The following is a 16,813-nucleotide window of genomic DNA, read 5'->3' as shown; positions in this document are numbered from 1 at the left end:
ACTTAACTGCTTAGTCGGCTAACCTCGATCGCAAAGCGACTCTGTAGGAATTACACCATGGTCATTAACTCTGTTGCAGAGCGGCTGCGCCAGGCGCGTCACGTGACAGTCTTCACCGGCGCCGGCGTTTCCGCTGAGAGCGGCATTCCTACCTTTCGCGATGCGTTAACAGGGCTGTGGGAGCGATTCGACCCCGCCCAATTGGCGACAGCGGAGGCGTACCGAGCAGACCCTAGCCTGTGCTGGGGCTGGTATGAATGGCGTAGATCAAAGGTGCTTCAGGCCACGCCAAATGCGGCACACCTGGCTATCGCGAAGCTTGCGGATTACGTTCCAAAGCTGACCGTCGTGACTCAGAACGTCGACGACCTTCATGAGCGAGCCGGAAGTGAGGGTGTCATTCACCTTCATGGAAGTCTGCACGCACCGCGATGTCTCGACTGCGGTGCTGCATACGAGTTGACTCTGGCCGTCCAAGAGCTGTCCGAGAATGGCCAGCGCCTCGATCCTCCAAGGTGCGAAGGGTGTAACGGCCTCATTCGCCCTGGTGTTGTGTGGTTTGGCGAGATGCTTCCTGAGCGTGCTTGGAATGCTGGGCTTGCAGCAGCAGAGGACTGTGATCTGTTCTTATCGATAGGGACTTCCGGCATGGTCTTCCCCGCGGCAGAGCTGCCGCTCCGCGCATTGGGTAAGGGGGCGACGGTGGTGCACATCAATCCAGTACCGTTCGAGATCAGCGCGGATGAGCATTTCCTGCAAGGGCCGGCCACCCAGATGATGCAGCCTTTGATTTCTGCGGCTTTCGGCTGATCTAAGCTGTGCATGTGTGTTACTTGGTAGGAACCAAAAGGTGAGGACGCGGCGCGGGCTACTCTGCGCACTGCCGTATGTAGGCCTCGCTCAACCTGTGAGTTAGCTCCGCCAGGCGATTCAGTTTTTGCTCAAGCTCCTCGGTCAACCAGGGAGAGACCAAGTTGCCGTGCATCACGCTATTTCGTACGCGGCGCCAAGCCTCAAGGTGTTCTTTGTCAATGGTGCCACTGTCCACTAGCGGTTTAAGCCGCTGAACCACACCCTTTGCCCGTACGAGCCGAAGTGAGTCCATAAGCCTTTCGCGCAGCTTTCTTTCCCCTTCCCAGCTCAAAACATGGGCCTCTAAGCTTCTGATGGAGGTTTCCCATGCATCGGCTTCATCATCAGGAACCCGTACCTGTTTCGGCGCTGGGAACATCAAGTTCGTCACGCCCTCGATCGCGCTGGCCAAGGTCATACACAAAACCCAGTGCGAGCCAGTCGTCGCCTGCGCAATTTCCTGGTAGAAGTGAGTCAACGGGTGCATCTCTAGATTCGGTTCGGTCTTTTCCTGGCCGGCCCTGATGATCATCGACATAAGCAGTCGGTACATCTCCCAGAACGCTTCGCTGTGTCGTCGCTTGGATTGGCAAAGTAACGATGAAATTCTTGTGTCAGCAGCGTGCTCTGAAACATTTCTCAACGCCACCAGCGCAGTACCATCGCCCATATTTCGCGCAATCAGACGTGGGTAGACCAGCTGGCCGAGGAGAATGTTGAGGGGCTCTCCGATCCAATTTTCCAGGAAGACGCCGGGCAATGGCTCGAATCCGGAGGCGCTCACCCACAGCCGATGATCATTCCAAGTCTGACTGAAAGCTATCCTCCCGCCTTCGACTTCAACGATGTGCTGCTGACCTACGCCATCACCTGAGGAGAACATTGAGTCAGCGCGTTCACGCACTGCCTTACGCGTCAGCAACGGGATTGGCACGTCCAACCAGGCGTCGTAGACGACCTCTACACTTGCCTCGCGCCTCACCCTCGTACCTGAGGCCATTGTCATCATTGCCTGTAAGCTTCCAGAAAGACGCCAGATGCCCTGCGCCGTATCTCCCATCCGAACGTCTGCCCATCCGCAGTTCCATTCAACGCCTTCGTAGTCGATGGCAAGAACCCTAAGTTGATCCAAGTTGACGAACGGATTTTCATTGGCGTGCATGAGGCGCTTGTAAGCCTTTTGCGCGTCGGTAGGTTTCCCATGCATCACAAACTCCATCTCCGTGCGGGACGTGATGGAAATGTGGCCTGGCCCGATGAACAGTGGTTCCTCATGGTCATAGCCAATGACTTGCATAGAGGGGCATTCGATGAGCAGCGGAACCTGTAACAGCCGATGGGCCCAGTGATCGAGGGTTCGCATTCGCTTCCTTGCGCTGCAGCGCTGTAGAAAAGTTTGGCAATGGTAGCTGCAGACAATGGTTATCGCGTCCTTAGGCCACTCCACAGACAAGAACAGTTACAAATAAGATGAAGCGCGCATCATCGCGGAGGTTATGCGTGAGGCATTGCCTATCAGGCACAATCAGGTTAGCGAGTGACCAAGTTCTAATACTTTGGTCGCAGAGCGATTATCAGCACAAATGATTGTCCGGCCGCTAAGCCGCGAAGTATGCGGCGTTCCCTTTCGCGTAGTTTCAAATCAATGCTTAACCAAGGGCTGCCCCACCCACTACGCATGCTTGAGGCGACTCCCGAAAGCTGGCATTTTACCCGCCAACTGCAAGGAAAGCCTTATGCCGATTCGCCAGTCAGATTTGCGCAACACAAGCTTTAGTCGCTCCGCCCAGGCCTACTCCAGCCGTCGTCCTGGGCAACCTACTGCCTTCTTGAGTCACAGCCATCAGGACGCACAGCTTGCCTTGGGACTGCAGGAAATGCTCAAGAAAGCGGGATGGGACGTTTACATCGATTGGCAGGACAACACGATGCCTGCGATACCGGACGGTGAAACCGCGTTCAACATCAAGGTAGCAATCGTTCAGGCTGACTGGTTTCTCTTCCTCGCGACCCAGAATTCCATGGCGTCGAGATGGTGCCCTTGGGAGATCGGTTTCGCTGATGGGAAAAAAGCTCATGAACGCATCGCAATCATTCCTACCTCGGACAACCAGGGCCACTTTCATGGCAACGAGTATCTGAGCCTTTACAACAAAATTGACGTCGACAAACACGGCTCTGGCCTTGCCCTCTTTGATACCAAGGGCAAGGGCACGTGGGTGCGAAACCTCTAACTCCAATCTGTTCGGTAGCGCAAAAGAATGAAAAGGGAACATTTGCGGCTGGTTGATACCCTCTCCAAGGAAATGGCCGAGGGTAATCTGGCCATTTTCGCTGGCGCAGGCTTCTCCCAAGGGGCCGGGTTCGTGAACTGGAAAACGCTGCTCAAACCAATTGCCGATGAGCTGGATCTGGATATCGATAGGGAAACAGATCTGGTGGCGCTGGCGCAGTACCACGCCAACGCGAATGGCGCCAACCGTTCAAAGCTAGACCAGATGCTCGTGACCGAGTTCTCGACCAAGGTGAAAGTCACAGTTAACCACGAGATCCTGGCCAGGCTGCCTATCCAGACCTACTGGACGACCAATTACGATAAGTTGATTGAAACTGCGCTTGGGGAGAACGAAAAGGTCGCTGACGTCAAACACACGGTCAAGCAGTTGGCCACGACTAAGCCCAAGCGTGACGCGGTCGTGTACAAAATGCATGGTGATGTGGAGCATGCTTCAGAAGCGGTGCTGATTCGCGATGACTATGAGCGTTATCACGTCAAGATGCAGCCTTACATCACCGCGCTCAGTGGCGATCTCATTGCCAAGACATTCTTGTTCTTGGGCTTTAGCTTCACCGACCCAAACCTCGACTACATCCTTAGCCGGGTGCGCATCCAGTATGCGAAGCACCAGCGACAGCACTACTGCATTCTGCGAAAGGTCAGCCAGGAAAAAGACGAACCCCAAGCTGATTTCGAGTATCGGGTGCGCAAGGAAGAATTGTTCAAGCAGGAGTTGCTTCGCTTCGGCATCAAGGCAGTTTACGTCGATGATTTCAAAGAAATTACAGCGATTCTGCAGGAAATTGAGCATCGCCATAAGCGCAAGACCATCTTCATTTCCGGCGCGGCCCATGACTACCGCCCATGGACAGAGAGTGAGTCCACGCACTTCGTTTACAAGCTGAGCAAGGCCATCAGCAAAGAGCAATACCGGGTGATCTCCGGATTTGGGTTGGGTATCGGCAGCGCTGTGATCTCAGGTGTTATTGAGCAGACCCTCATGAACGGCCATCGCCTGGATAGCGACCAGCTGATTCTACGGCCATTCCCGCAGAGCCAATCAGGGGAGCGGCCTCTGAAGGAGCTGTGGACAGAGTACCGGCGCGACATGCTCGCCCATACCGGCATTGCCCTCTTCCTCTTTGGGAACAAGCTGAACCCGAACGGTGACGTCGTGCTGTCGAATGGCATGCGTGAAGAGTTTGATCTGGCGGTAGCCGGCGGCGTTTTCGTCATCCCTGTAGGCATCACCGGCTCGATATCGGCAGACCTCTGGAAAGAGGTGATGGCTGCCTATGACGAGACGAAGTACGAACACGGCAAGAAAATCACCCCCCTGCTGCAGGAGTTGGGCGCGGAAGGTACCGACCTTGCGCGTGCTCACGACGTCATCCTGACCCTGCTGCCGCTCATCTAAGGACGATAACCATGGCAAGAAAAGTATTCTTCAGCTTTCAGTACGAGGATGTACACCGCGCGATGAACGTGCGTAACAGCAACGTCATCGCTTCGGATCAAAAGGTTGGCTTTATCGACAAGGCTGACTTCGAAGAAGTGGAGCGCCAGGGCGATGCCGCCATCAAGAAATGGATCAATGATCAGCTGCATGGCACCAGCGTAACCGTCGTTCTCGTTGGGGCAACCACGGACAAGAGCAAGTGGGTGAAATACGAGATCGAGCAGAGCATTGCGCGTGGCAATGGCATCCTGACCATCGACATCAGCAAGATAGCCGATCTCAAAGGCAACACGACAGCTTGCTGTGGGCTTCGCGTTCCCGGAGCGCCGCACTACCAGTGGAACAACCATGATGGCCGGGAAAACCTAGGCAAGTGGGTGGAAGCAGCTGCTAGGGCGGCCGGTAAACCGTGACACCGACGAGGCGCCGAATGGCGCCTCTCTCTTTAGAATAGGGATTGTCTGATGTACGTAGGCTTCGAGATCGAGAATTACCAGACCACCAATCCGTTATCGGGCTTGGGCGTCAGCCGCTACATTCAGGGCGCTAGAAGTCGTATCGACGACCTCGCACTGTTCATAATTGGCTCCTACAACCAGCGCATCGTCCTGGATGCTGAAGCCTTGTCGAAGAAGATCTTTCCGGAGGCGGATTACGACGTATTCCTCTCTCACTCCCATGCTGATCAGCGCCATGCCGTCGACTTGGCGTTGGCGCTAGGTGAGCATGGGTTGAAAGTATTTGTCGACTCGACGGTGTGGGGTTTCTTTGGCGATCTGGTCAACAAGATCATCGCTCAGACCCGGCCATCGGATGGAGAATCGAAGGATGATCACATCCACCGAGTTCATGCTGATGTTCACATGATGCTGGCTGGCGCCCTTCATCGCACGATCGCACGGGCTGAAATGTTCGTATTTGTGCGGTCAGAGAAATCTGTGCCATTGGTCTTTAACAACAAAGCGAGGACATTTTCACCTTGGCTCTACTCAGAGCTGCAATTCAGCTTTCAGGTGCAACATGTCATACCCAAGCGAATCTTGGAGAGGCGTGAAGGCGCCACGCTAGATAGCGTGAAAGGGGTCAATAGCTTTGGTCTTGAAAGCAGGCAGCATGTCACCGCTTTCAAGGTGTTTAATGAACATCTCCCCGAAGTTGGCGGTGAAACGTTACGCGATTGGCTTGTTAAGCAGCCGACATCAACCCAAGGTGACGCAATGCTGGATGCGCTTTACAGCCGCTTCGACCTGCCTGGCAAGTATCAACGTAAGCGTGAACTCCTGAAGATGTAGCATCTGGAGCGCTTTGTGCTCCCCTGCTCGACCTGCCTGCACGTGGATTCATGTCCGTGCTGGTAGGTCGAGTTTCATTGATCCTCAATCCCAGGGTGTCGCCAGCTGGCACAGCCATAGTGCATGCCTGAGCTGGAGGCTTAGCACATTCTGACTAGGTGCAATCGGCCATTGAGCGGAGGTGTGAGGCCGGTGTGATCAACAGCCTCACCTACGAGCGAGTTCTGTAATCGCAACCTAGTCAGCTCCCCAGCGGGATGGTACTCAACTATGGTTTGTGCTCTGTCTTTCATAGCGAGCCGAGATATGCTCAGTTATCAGTCTGTCCCCCTGATGGATCCGCCAACAATGAAGTCCTTCATAGATCGAAACCCGAAGGAAAAAGCCGTGGAGGAGGCATTCGCGGTTTTGGCGCGCAACGGCTATGAAAGCGAGCGTCCGGATCCGGCAGACAATGTGTTCGTGGTCGCCGAGCAATTGAAGCGCCAGCTGGATCAAGTCAAGGCTTCACCCTCCGCTCCTGAATCACCTTGAGGTCGATCGGGGCGGGGGCTACGACAAATACTTCGGCACCATTCCAGTGATCGTTATTCGCTAGGCGTGTCTGGTCGCTGACTGCGGCAAATCTCCAGGGCCTTATTTGCAGCAGACAATTCCTCGCCAAGTGCCGCGGCTTTGGCTCGTAGCTCGGTGGCCTCGGCCGACAGCATTTCGTTGCTACTTCTCACGGCCGTGAACTGCTCCTGAAGCATTTCTTTCGCACCCTCCGCCCTGGCTGTAGCCATATTCGCCAGCCCCAGATCCCCTTCCAGCTGCTTGACCGCATCCTGGCTTTGCAGTGCCAGCTTGCTCTGCTGACGCGCCTCACCCAGCAGGCGTTCATTGTCACGATTGAGCCGAGTGAGCTCGTCCTGGCGAACCATCAGGGTCTGCTGGAGTTGCAGGGTCTCCTGCTGCATCTGCTGCAGCTGTGTTTCATGACGGCGCTGATCCTGTTCACGCTGCTCCTTGATCGCGGAGCGGTAATGCTCCATGGCATCACGGGCATGTGCGTGCTTTTCCTCCAGTGACCGCACCTGCTCATCCTTCTCTTGTATCCGTAACTCCAAATCGGCGCAGCTTTGGCTGATGCGAGCGTTTCGTGTGATCTCCGCTTGGAGGGAAGACTGGGACGTTCTCAACTCCTCAGCCTGGGCCGCCAATGCAACGTCTCGACTAGCTACGACCTGCTTGCTCTTCTTGAGCTCAGCTTCCAATTCGCTAACACGCTGATCCCTCGCCGCGATGCTTTGCTCATGAGTCAGTCTCTCCTGCGCCAGGGCCGCATTGCCCTCCTCCAGCAGGCGCTTTAGAAGCTGGCTGACCATTGCAGTTAGCTCGTCACTTAGACGAGCTGGATCAGCCTGGGGGCGCACATCTGCGGACTCCAGCTCCTGCATGTACCGCGAAATAGTGGTTTTTGACCCCGTATTTCCGAGCTCGACGCGCACCGCATCGATGCTCGGATTGACGCCGCGGGCAAGCAGCGCAGCGCGTGCCTTCTGCACCAAAGCCTTGTTAATGCCCCCGCGAGCCATGTTCTCTCCTACTATTTCGTAATGTGTTACATAACACGTTTATACATGACATCTTAGCTCATTTTATGATCAATAAAAATACAAAAACAAAGAGTAAATAATGGAGAGTTATGTACTCTTATCAGCGAAAATGCTTCAGAATCGTGTTCGATAGGGGTATGAATGGTAGGTTAAGGTGATGGATAAGGCGAAGCGGTATCTGGAGGCAGGTACGCGGGACAACACCCGCAAAAGCTACAGAGCAGCCGTGGAGCACTACGAGTTGACGTGGGGCGGTTTCCTGCCCGCCACAGCGGAGGGGATCGTTCGCTACTTGGCCGAGTATGCTGAAACTCTCGCCCTCAGCACGCTCAGGCAACGGCTTGCTGCGCTGGCGCAATGGCACATCAGCCAGGGCTTCCCTGATCCGACGAAGGCTCCTCAGGTGCGGCAGATACTTAAAGGCATTCGCGCCGTTCACCCTGCACAGCAGAAGCAAGCTGCGCCACTTCAGTTGCGTCATCTGCAGAAGGTGGTGGCCTGGCTGGACAATAAAGCCGCACAGGCCATTGAGGCCGGTGATTACCAGAGCTTGATGCGGTACCGCCGCGATTCCGCCCTGTTGCTAATTGGCTTCTGGCGCGGATTTCGAAGCGATGAACTGGCGCGCCTTCGTGTTGAGACGACTCGGGCGGAAGCCGGTGTTGGCATCACCTTCTATCTGCCCTACTCCAAGACCGACCGCGACTACCAGGGCAGCACCTTCTACACCCCCGCCCTCAAGCAACTTTGCCCGGTCGAGGCCTATATCAACTGGAGCACCGTGTCAGGTATCGTGGACGGGCCGATATTCCGCAAGCTCGATCGCTGGGGGAATCTTTCCGACAGTGGCTTCAGGGCCAGCAGCTTGATTCCCCTGCTGCGCCGGATTCTAGAGGCTGCGGGCATCCCTGCCGCGGCGTACAGCAGTCACTCGATGCGAAGAGGCTTTGCAACGTGGGCGTCGGCTAATGGATGGGACATCAAGGGTTTGATGACCTATGTGGGGTGGCGAGACATGAAATCTGCGTTGAAGTATGTAGACGCCAGTAACTCCTTCGGCAACTTGGCAGCTCAATCTCAATCGATCGACGTTCTTGAGAAAACCTGAATCGTCGTGGTTTCTCTATGGCGATCCAAGATGCCATCTGGATGGAAACTGTCGTAGTAGACTCCCAAACGACAGTAGGAACCTTCACGATAAGCTCGCGCGCGAGGACGCAAGGGCTACTTCACAGCGCCTCACCCGACGCGCAACCGCACTCAGCAATACTGACCACTGGTTCGGCGCCGCGTGAAGTTTCAATCCGTGCTGGATGTGGTGCAAGTTGCGTAACTGTACCAATATGATCCCCTGCTTGCTTCTATTTGATCTTTGTTTACATGGGATTAATCAATACTGTGGGGGCGCTGATTGGCAGAAATTGGCCGCTATCAGCCGGTGGTGACAGTTGACTGCTTACAACCCGATGTCACACAGCAGTTTGCCAAACGCCTCAATTTTTTGCTGATTGGGAAAATTTTGCGATAGTACAACTTAATCGGGAAATGATTTGACTATGTAATCCAACCCCAATTCATCAAGAAAAACCTCGCCAGCAGCTTCACACCCCATCATGCTCAGATACATACTTTGCCCAACAAGGCTCCTGTCATTTACTTCGATAATGTAACCGTCACCAGCGCTTGCCTTCGCGATTTTTTCACTGACAAGCGCCTGAACGAATTCGCTATGCGAGTCCCGGAGTACCAGTTCGGCCCGACCGCAGAAATCGAAATTATCCTCCGGTTCACGACAAGTTATTTGACGCACAGCCTCGTGGGCAGCAAGCCTGGAAATCTCATATACCTCCTTTGCTCTAGCAATATGTTCGTGGCTGTAAAAAACTTCACGGATGCGACTTTCAAGAGGAAATCTCAGCTCCTCAATATGCCTAACCCCTTCTCTAGCCACTCTAGAGAATGAAGTAACCTTGGTTGATCGTAATCTTTGCTTATCGAACAATATACCAAATTCATTCCTTCCGGAATCATAAAGAGATAAAAGCTTGTTCGCGACGATGGGTACTTGATGATCCGTCTCTGTCATTATGATTATTTCTGAAAATGAGTTCTCTCTTCTAGGATCGCACTCTCGCTGCTCCAGCCATAGTTCAAGGCCTGGCGTAAAGCTGTCTGCGTGGTAATCTTTAGTCCATCGCCACTCACGTTCGTGTGACCAGTCAACATATTTCCCACTTCCTATGTTCATTGCCACATACCGATATTGCTCATGCTCACCTAACCCGCACTCAGGTGATAGGTTCCGGCAAAAATAAGAATCGTCTAAATGGCGATGCAGCTCTCTATGCTGTGCCGACAAACCTGAAATTACCTTTCGCCCGCCAGCCGCGAAAAACTCGCGTTTTTTGACGACTATCGCATATTTTTCTACATAGCCACTCCCCTCACGCTTCGACTGATAATCGATTAGCGCGTGAAGGGGCATTTCGGTAAAGCAAAGTGCTGAGCGCCGACCATAAATTGTTGGCTCCACATCACCATTAGCCTTTTCGCGAAGCGACCAAGACGTCTGTAGATAGCCATCATCAATAATTCTGAGCAACACCTCGAATGCTGATAACTCAAAATCTAGCAAGGGATGTCGATATTTTTGATATTCCAATATTATGCCGTTGCCGTGAGCATCAAAGGCCACTGGCATAGGCTCCGTATCGCCTGCCTCGTTAATCCAAGCCAACTCAGGTTTCATTCCGTGCACAAAATGCACGACCCAGTCTGACAGGTCATCTCTAGTTCGCACTACTGGTTCCTTCCTACACATCAACCTACTGACACAACGTAGCATGACCATTGTTTAACTAGAGCTGCCAAGTAACGTGAGGCTCGGACAGGCCTTTTCAGTAGGCATGTTGCATCTCCGTTCGAAACAGCGAGGCCTCTGGTTCTGGCTGCTACATTGGTTCTACTTATGCCTGAAGTGCCCGCCCTAGTTGCTGGTCAAAGCGCCCGGACAAGTAGAACGCAAATGAATGGCCTGAGCAGCTTCCTACCGAGTCAACTCTGCTCGTCAGTAGCTCCGAACCATGGCGGTACGAGTTTCTTGTCACGCCACTCCTCGGTGAGAACGACACCAGGGATTTTCCCCCAAACCCCCTCGTCCGCGTGGTCAAGGACGATGATCTGCAGGCGTCCTTCCGAGGCGCTCACCGCAGCTGCCAAAGCCAGGAATACTTTGCGCACGGCTATACGGTCTTCATCCTTCAGTTCGTGTTCTTCATCGGCTTTCGCTGCGCGTTTCACAGGGAAATAGACCTGGCTTGGCTGGTCGAAGATGAGGAAATGCGGAACAGGGTGCTCGACTGATTTTTTGGCCATGAATAGCGTTTGCAGAGCGAGCAGCATTGCTACGTGGTAAGCCAGCCAGTTGGCACCGCTTCCAATCTCCCACAAGTAATCATCTCGACCGTCATGGCGCACTTTGATGGTGAGGTCGGTGATGGACAATCCGATCCGGGCGCTTTTCCATTCTGCGTCCAGGTTCGGGGTGATTTTGGCGCACTGATCACTTAGCGCATTGAGAATTTTGCGGGTTCGCTCCCGGATCTGATCGGTAGAGACTGTGGGCGCAAGCTGGCCCAGTTTCTCTTCAACATCGGCTAGACGCTTAGCCAGGCTATCGTCCTGCTGGGCCTTTTGGTAGTTGTGTACTGCTTCCTGAAGCCTACCCAGGTACCGGTCAATGTCCGACTGACGCAGTGCTTGCCCCTTGGCTTCAGCGTCTAGCGCTTCAAGTGCTTTGATCTCTGCCCTGATCGCCTCTAGCTCTTCGGCGTCAACACGAACAGCATTTCGCAAACGAACGAGCTCATTTTCCACAGAAGCGGAGATTACCGGCGTTTCTTGAGCCTGGGCTTCAATCCCCGTCAGTGCTGTACACAGAGCATCAAGTTGCTGGGAGGCCGAGAGCTGACTGGATCTCAACGCATTGGGATTGGTGTCCTGGTCGTCTTTGATCAGGCCACGTAACCAGCTCGAAAGCGACAGACGCTCTTTCATTGTCTCTAGCGCGGTAAGGTACTCATCAGCGTCACCTTGAATGCGCGTCAGCTCTTTTAAATTCTGACGACCTGCATAGAGGTTTGCGGCGATGACATCCTCTCGCCTTTTGAGCTCCCCGATCTTGATGATGGATGCCTTGATGGCATCGTAGTTGGGCGATGCGTCACGTGAGCTCTTTTGTAGAATCGCACTAAGCTGCTGGACGGCGACAGGCCAATCATCTGACAGCATCGAATCTATCGGTACCAGCCCATATTCGCGGGCCTGGTAGTAACGACTACGAGCCTCTGAACGCAGACGAGCAGATGCATCGGCCAACGTTTTGAGTTCTGATTCCAGTTGCTTCTTCTGACGCTCAAGATCCTTGACCTCCCAGGAGGCGATCAGGGTCTGGGAGGTCACTGCACCGAGGATAAAGGGGAAGATGTCTTTGAGCTTTTCGCGATGGCCAGTGGTGTCAGCCTTGTAGAAGAGGACGTCCGGGTTAGCCACGATATTCTGCGGCTGAAACGTGAAGGCCATGAGATCTCGGAAACTGGGACGGCTTTTGAAGCCGTAGCGAATGTCCTCATCAAAGCCCATGTTAGGAAGGCCCGACAGCCTGTTGAGCATATTCTTTACGCTGTCGCGGTTTGTATTCTTACCTTGGATTTGAGTGGGAATGCTGAGCTCATCACCTTCAAGAAGGAACATGTCATCTGTCGACTTTTGCCTTCCAGGCTCTGGTCTGGCAAGCAGTTTAAGACCCTCATCGGTGTCGACGAGTAGTCCAAACCATGCACACGTGTTGCGTATGGTGCCGACAGGAATCGCACATTTTTCGGATCCTAGGCAGTAATCGATAATGGGAATAACGGCTGATTTACCTGCTTTGGACGAGCCACTGATCACGTTGACCGCGCCGGGAGTGAAAGTTACATCCCGGTAACGCCTGCCATTTTTTGGCCACAAAATCAGCTTTCTGATCTGAAGTTTCATTAAAAACCTATCCGTAGAGCAGCCTGGACTTCCTGAATAGTGAGTGCGCCACACCAGCCGCCGAGCTTATCCGCAAGCTTGCCCAGTTCTCTGATCTTCTCGCGTGTCTTATGGGGGTAACGCTTGATGGTGCAGTCGACCAAAGCACTGGCATAATCGAGCTGAAGCAACCCGCAATCAATGGCGATCGTCAGGCTAGACAGCGAAGTTGGACGCAGCATCAGCATGCGGCGCTGCAGCGTCAGGATCGCCTCCTGCTTCTTGGAAAACTTACCGATGAAGAGCCTGAGACCTGATGACGGGTTAGTGGTGCCGATGGTCGTTCTCAGCACCTCACTGAATAGGATGGGCAGGACGATAAAGAGCAGCGGGAGTGCAGGTGGTTTGCCTAGGCTCTGACGCTTGTAGCCCTTGACGAACTCCCACATGAGGATCGCCCCGAGCGCGGGGTTTTGTACCAAGTATATCTCATCAACGGAATGTTGATGTTTAATGAGCTCTGCGGTTTCCATCCTTGCCAACCTATGATTTTTTTAGCTTTCAAGCCTGTCGTGCAACGCGACAACGCGACACGCTTTTATTCGTCCAGGAGATCGCGGTAGCGGGGATGCCAGCCTATTTCTTTTGCATTCGAAAAATCGTGATATGTCCCGCGGACAAAAAAACCAGGGGAGTCGACATCGTTGAGTTTGGCGGTCGCTGCCATGCATTTCAGATGCAATAGCTGGCCCTTATCGACCTCACTGGCTGAAGCGGATTGCAGGCGTACCTCTTTGTTGAACAATTTCCACTGGGTGAGCAGGCTTTGCTTGAACTCATCGAACTCAGGCTCATACACCAAGCCTTTCGCCCCCCAGTTCACTTTGTTGGTCTTCGAGTGCAGGAAATCAGTCATGGCCTGCAAGCCCTCCCCCTGCTCCTCGATCAGCTCCAACTGGCGGATCAGGATGTGTGCGCTGGAGCGACTCTTTTCGACCTCATCTGCTGGCGGCGCTGGCAGGGCGTACTTGAGAAGATGATTGTAGGAGAATCGAGTATTAAACGTCGACATGCGATCGCTGAATTCATCACGAGAGATCGCAGGGTATTTTCGCTGACTGATTAATCCGTCGGAGGTGTTTTTCACCCACCCCACAGCTGTGTCGCAAGCATCATCCAAGAACTCGTTGGGTACAGTCAGGGCGAGATGATCCTTGATCCTTTCGACCAATTGATCATTGCCCGTTTCGAGCTCAAAGGCCATTACGAGTGCTGCCAATTTTTCCCTATCGTATGCAAGAAAGCGCTCAATGTAGGGCTTGCAGCCTTCATGCTGCTCGGTTTCGTAATCCTCTTTAATGCTTTGTACCACCATGTAGACTTGCGCCGGGGTGTGGGCATAGTGAAGCGCGCTGGCGTACTCCCCTTTCTTCTTTTGAAGGACGTAGATCCGGAAAAGCGTCTTGGCGGGGTCGACTGCCCCAACCTCGATAGCCTCAATCCAGTTCGAGAAAGTCTTCCACAGATCGACAGAGAAATTCGCAATCGGGTTCGTGGCTAGGCCGCTTTTGGATTGTTCAAGCAGCCGCGTACCATCGGGCAGAACTACATCGACATCATCGAGCACTTCAAGCGCCACAAATGAACCGCGGGGCGCTTCGCAGAGATGCAGGCACATCCGAGTGGCCTGCAACGAGTAGCCGAGGTACGAGCCTGGCCTGCTGGACTTCAGTAGCGGACTTTGCATCTCTGCCGGAGTGGTTGGCGAACCCATTGAGTGTTTCTCATCCCTGCCTTGACGTAAGACTCACCCTCGCGATGCTTGCACCGCTTCTGGATTTGAAGCGAGACCTCCAAGCAAAGCAAGGCGCCGGGCGATTTCAAATCGCCAGCATGGTAGCGCAACTGGGAGAGAATTTGAAACCAGAACCCTTCCCCCATCATTTGCTAACAAGCGGCCAAGCCTGCATTTGCCAGATCATCTGGCATCGTATAACGATATCTAACTGTCGACCTAACACCCCACCTCAGGCAGATTACGGGTTTAGACACCTACCGTTTGCGGAACTCGACTCACACTCACTCTTTCCTGAATTAGCTGAAGACCAAAATGAGCGCGCTTCTCCTTCACGCACCTCAAAATCAAGCTTTCCTGGCAGACGTTGGCAAGTACATCGTAGAGCTTGAAGGTTGCATCAAGCGACATGCCTTTTTTACCGCTGCCCGGGCTGAGGGTCTTCTGTCAGCTCGTGATAGTTGCGCCTTTTTCACCGAGTGCATGGCGGCGTTGGAAAGCGCGTTCGCAGCCGACCTAAACTCCTATTCGACAATGCGGTGGATGTACTACCTACGTCGGTTACCACACAGGGTATTCGAAGGTGAACTGGCTTCCACTGCTCCTAATGCACGAGCATTGATCGAGGGCTATGCCAATCGCAGCGGCAAAGCCGAACCAGCGACTTATGGAAGCCGAGGCTTCGTATTTCCGGTCAACGAAAGCACCCTACGACACATCGCGCGCTTTATAGCCTTCATCACAATCATTTATGACTTGCAAGTTGGATTCCGGTTGGCGAGCAAAGGGTACGACTATGCATTCCCTGCCACTTCCTCACGAACGCCAAGGAATGGGTCGGTAAGGGCCCCCCTAACCCACAAACCAATGGCCAGCCCTGCCCCTACTGTCCTGCCTCAGCGCGTGGAAAACGCGCTGGTGGAGTCCGCAGTCCGAATCTATGATCAGCGCCACGACCGCCATCGGCGCACGTTCCTTGGCGCAGTGATGAGCCAGACAGGCCTGGCCCATGATGAATCTGCAACAGCTGATCATGCCCCAGAGCTCGACGTTTCCTGCGCTTACTGGGGGTTGCTCAGCGAAGAGGCCTCTATTTCCCCTCAGCCCTTTCTTGAGGGCCACGCCCATGCTGCTCACTTCGGTGACGATGGGAAAATCATGGTCAGGTTTGGCCCGAGCACTCTAGATCTAAGCCGCATTTTCGAACTCTATCGATTACCCGCGATGGCGGAAGTAAGCGTGGACACCCACACCTCACTGTGTTTGATCGTGCTAATGCTCGGCGGGCGCTGGCTGCAGCGCAGCCGTTACTCAGTGCTTCGTACCATGGAGCTTGGTTACTTCATTACTAAGCTTGAGCACTGGAGCACGTTTGGCGAGGAAGAGTATCCGGCAGTCTGCAGCGAAATCAGAGCGGCTCTCCCACAGTTTGTGGCGCCTGCCGACTTCAGCGCCTTCCGTAATGGTTGCGCAACATTCAAAGGAGAGGTATGGCCTACAGCACACGGAGCCCCGGCAAAAGCAACCAACGACTACATGTGCATCGATATGTGGGCTGCCTCCATGGGGTTCCTGGCATGGCTGCAGTTCCCAAAGTTGCAGGGCAACGTCGCGAACACGCGCGCAACCAGGTTCGAGGACGTTGTTCAGGATGCAATTGACCGAACGCAGTGGGGTCATAGTCAACACCGCGTGATGAGACAACGCACGCTCCGAGCCCACGGCCAAAACCTGACCGATATCGACGCAATCGGATCGTATAAAGACGCCCTTCTCATTGTTTCGTGCAAAAGCATCCCCTACACCCGCGATTACGACCAAGGAACTCATAGAGCTATCCGGAATGCTGCGTCAACAGTGGATCAAGGCGTCGAGTTTTGGAGTGATATTGTCGATACGCTCACGGCAAATCCAACGGGCGAAAATTTCGATTTCTCGCGCTACAAGCGCATCATCGGCGTGCTCTGCACTCCATTTGCGGTCTATACAAGCGATGCGAAGGCTTTGTCCATGACAGTGGACGAGCTGCGGTGGGCGTCCTCTCTGGACGAGCTCGTGACTTTTCTTGAGGGATAGTCCAGTGTTCCGGCCTGGCGAGGCAGGGCATCTCATGTGAGCGCAAGGGATCGACGGCGGTGACCAGCGGCGTTGCTCCACTGCCAAATGCAGCGACATGAATTACGCCTATTGGTTGCTGGATGATGCTCAAAGATATGCCCTAGCTACTAAAGCAAGCGCAGCACCTGACAACCGAGGCTGCGACGCTGATGAACCGCTCCATCACTGACCACAGAATCGTGATGCCGCGCTTCGACAAACGCGTGAAAACCTACGCCTTGATCATGACGCAGGTTTTCGACGCGGTGTTTGCTTCATCTCTGTGAAGTATGACTAAGTGTTGGCGCTGATTGAAAACTGACCCACCCTGCCGATTGAAAATTGACCCAGGACGGATTGCTGATTTCTGTCCCAGCAATTGTGGATAAGCTTAGCAGCAGTGTTCCGATTAAAGACGCATCAAGC

General features: G+C 53.9%; 14 protein-coding genes. 8 read left to right on the top strand and 6 right to left on the bottom strand.

Annotation, left to right across the window (positions count from 1 at the left end; all coding sequences use genetic code 11):
• The first annotated feature begins 57 nt into the window (after window positions 1-57).
• A complete protein-coding gene (locus Q6A51_RS24265) occupies window positions 58-810 on the top strand; it encodes an SIR2 family NAD-dependent protein deacylase (RefSeq protein WP_134722301.1) in 753 nt (250 codons plus the stop codon).
• Between the two features lie 58 nt (window positions 811-868).
• On the opposite strand, the gene Q6A51_RS24260 is transcribed toward Q6A51_RS24265, so the two are convergent.
• Window positions 869-2,215: a hypothetical protein gene (locus tag Q6A51_RS24260; protein WP_134722302.1), complete on the bottom strand. Its 1,347-nt coding sequence runs from the start codon at window positions 2,213-2,215 to the stop codon at window positions 869-871.
• Between the two features lie 373 nt (window positions 2,216-2,588).
• Between Q6A51_RS24260 and Q6A51_RS24255 the strand changes: the two genes are divergently transcribed.
• The 5 genes from Q6A51_RS24255 to Q6A51_RS24235 all read left to right on the top strand — a co-directional run bounded on the left by Q6A51_RS24255 (window position 2,589) and on the right by Q6A51_RS24235 (window position 6,415).
• Entirely contained in the window at window positions 2,589-3,086 is a 498-nt protein-coding gene (locus Q6A51_RS24255; protein WP_134722303.1) for a toll/interleukin-1 receptor domain-containing protein, read from the top strand.
• 27 nt (window positions 3,087-3,113) lie between these two features.
• On the top strand, window positions 3,114-4,547 hold the full coding sequence (locus Q6A51_RS24250) for an SIR2 family protein (RefSeq protein WP_134722304.1): 1,434 nt from the start codon (window positions 3,114-3,116) through the stop codon (window positions 4,545-4,547).
• Between the two features lie 11 nt (window positions 4,548-4,558).
• Window positions 4,559-5,002 (top strand): TIR domain-containing protein, encoded by a 444-nt coding sequence (locus tag Q6A51_RS24245; RefSeq protein ID WP_304575906.1) that lies wholly within the window; start codon window positions 4,559-4,561, stop codon window positions 5,000-5,002.
• 51 nt (window positions 5,003-5,053) lie between these two features.
• Window positions 5,054-5,881 carry a toll/interleukin-1 receptor domain-containing protein gene (locus Q6A51_RS24240; protein ID WP_134722306.1) on the top strand — a complete coding sequence of 276 codons (828 nt, stop codon included), beginning with the start codon at window positions 5,054-5,056 and terminating at the stop codon, window positions 5,879-5,881.
• 306 nt (window positions 5,882-6,187) lie between these two features.
• Complete coding sequence (locus tag Q6A51_RS24235; RefSeq protein ID WP_134722307.1) at window positions 6,188-6,415, top strand: hypothetical protein; 228 nt, start codon at window positions 6,188-6,190, stop codon at window positions 6,413-6,415.
• A gap of 53 nt (window positions 6,416-6,468) precedes the next feature.
• Here the strand turns inward: Q6A51_RS24235 and Q6A51_RS24230 are convergent, their stop codons facing one another.
• The gene (locus tag Q6A51_RS24230; protein WP_134722308.1) at window positions 6,469-7,458 is read right to left on the bottom strand and encodes a DNA-binding protein; all 990 of its coding nucleotides are present in this window, start codon (window positions 7,456-7,458) and stop codon (window positions 6,469-6,471) included.
• 178 nt (window positions 7,459-7,636) lie between these two features.
• Here Q6A51_RS24230 and Q6A51_RS24225 point away from each other — a divergent pair, with 178 nt between their 5' ends.
• Window positions 7,637-8,587 carry a site-specific integrase gene (locus tag Q6A51_RS24225; RefSeq protein ID WP_304575905.1) on the top strand — a complete coding sequence of 317 codons (951 nt, stop codon included), beginning with the start codon at window positions 7,637-7,639 and terminating at the stop codon, window positions 8,585-8,587.
• A 426-nt stretch (window positions 8,588-9,013) separates the two neighbouring features.
• On the opposite strand, the gene Q6A51_RS24220 is transcribed toward Q6A51_RS24225, so the two are convergent.
• The 4 genes from Q6A51_RS24220 to Q6A51_RS24205 all read right to left on the bottom strand — a co-directional run bounded on the left by Q6A51_RS24220 (window position 9,014) and on the right by Q6A51_RS24205 (window position 14,173).
• Window positions 9,014-10,279, bottom strand: coding sequence for a hypothetical protein (locus Q6A51_RS24220; RefSeq protein ID WP_304575904.1), 1,266 nt, complete (start codon window positions 10,277-10,279; stop codon window positions 9,014-9,016).
• A 254-nt stretch (window positions 10,280-10,533) separates the two neighbouring features.
• Entirely contained in the window at window positions 10,534-12,516 is a 1,983-nt protein-coding gene (locus Q6A51_RS24215) for a DUF3732 domain-containing protein (protein WP_304575903.1), read from the bottom strand.
• Window positions 12,516-13,028, bottom strand: a complete 513-nt coding sequence (locus Q6A51_RS24210) for a three component ABC system middle component (protein ID WP_192260265.1) — start codon at window positions 13,026-13,028, stop codon at window positions 12,516-12,518. The genes Q6A51_RS24215 and Q6A51_RS24210 overlap by 1 nt, the downstream gene beginning before the upstream one ends.
• 65 nt (window positions 13,029-13,093) lie before the next feature.
• Window positions 13,094-14,173 (bottom strand): ABC-three component system protein, encoded by a 1,080-nt coding sequence (locus tag Q6A51_RS24205; protein WP_304575902.1) that lies wholly within the window; start codon window positions 14,171-14,173, stop codon window positions 13,094-13,096.
• Between the two features lie 432 nt (window positions 14,174-14,605).
• Between Q6A51_RS24205 and Q6A51_RS24200 the strand changes: the two genes are divergently transcribed.
• Window positions 14,606-16,366 (top strand): hypothetical protein, encoded by a 1,761-nt coding sequence (locus Q6A51_RS24200; RefSeq protein ID WP_304575901.1) that lies wholly within the window; start codon window positions 14,606-14,608, stop codon window positions 16,364-16,366.
• Window positions 16,367-16,813: the final 447 nt, after the last annotated feature.

Source organism: Pseudomonas serbiensis, from assembly GCF_030580745.1.
Classification (GTDB): Bacteria; Pseudomonadota; Gammaproteobacteria; order Pseudomonadales; family Pseudomonadaceae; genus Aquipseudomonas; species Aquipseudomonas serbiensis.
Note: the sequence above shows the minus strand (reverse complement) of the source record. Positions and strands in the feature narration are given on the sequence as shown.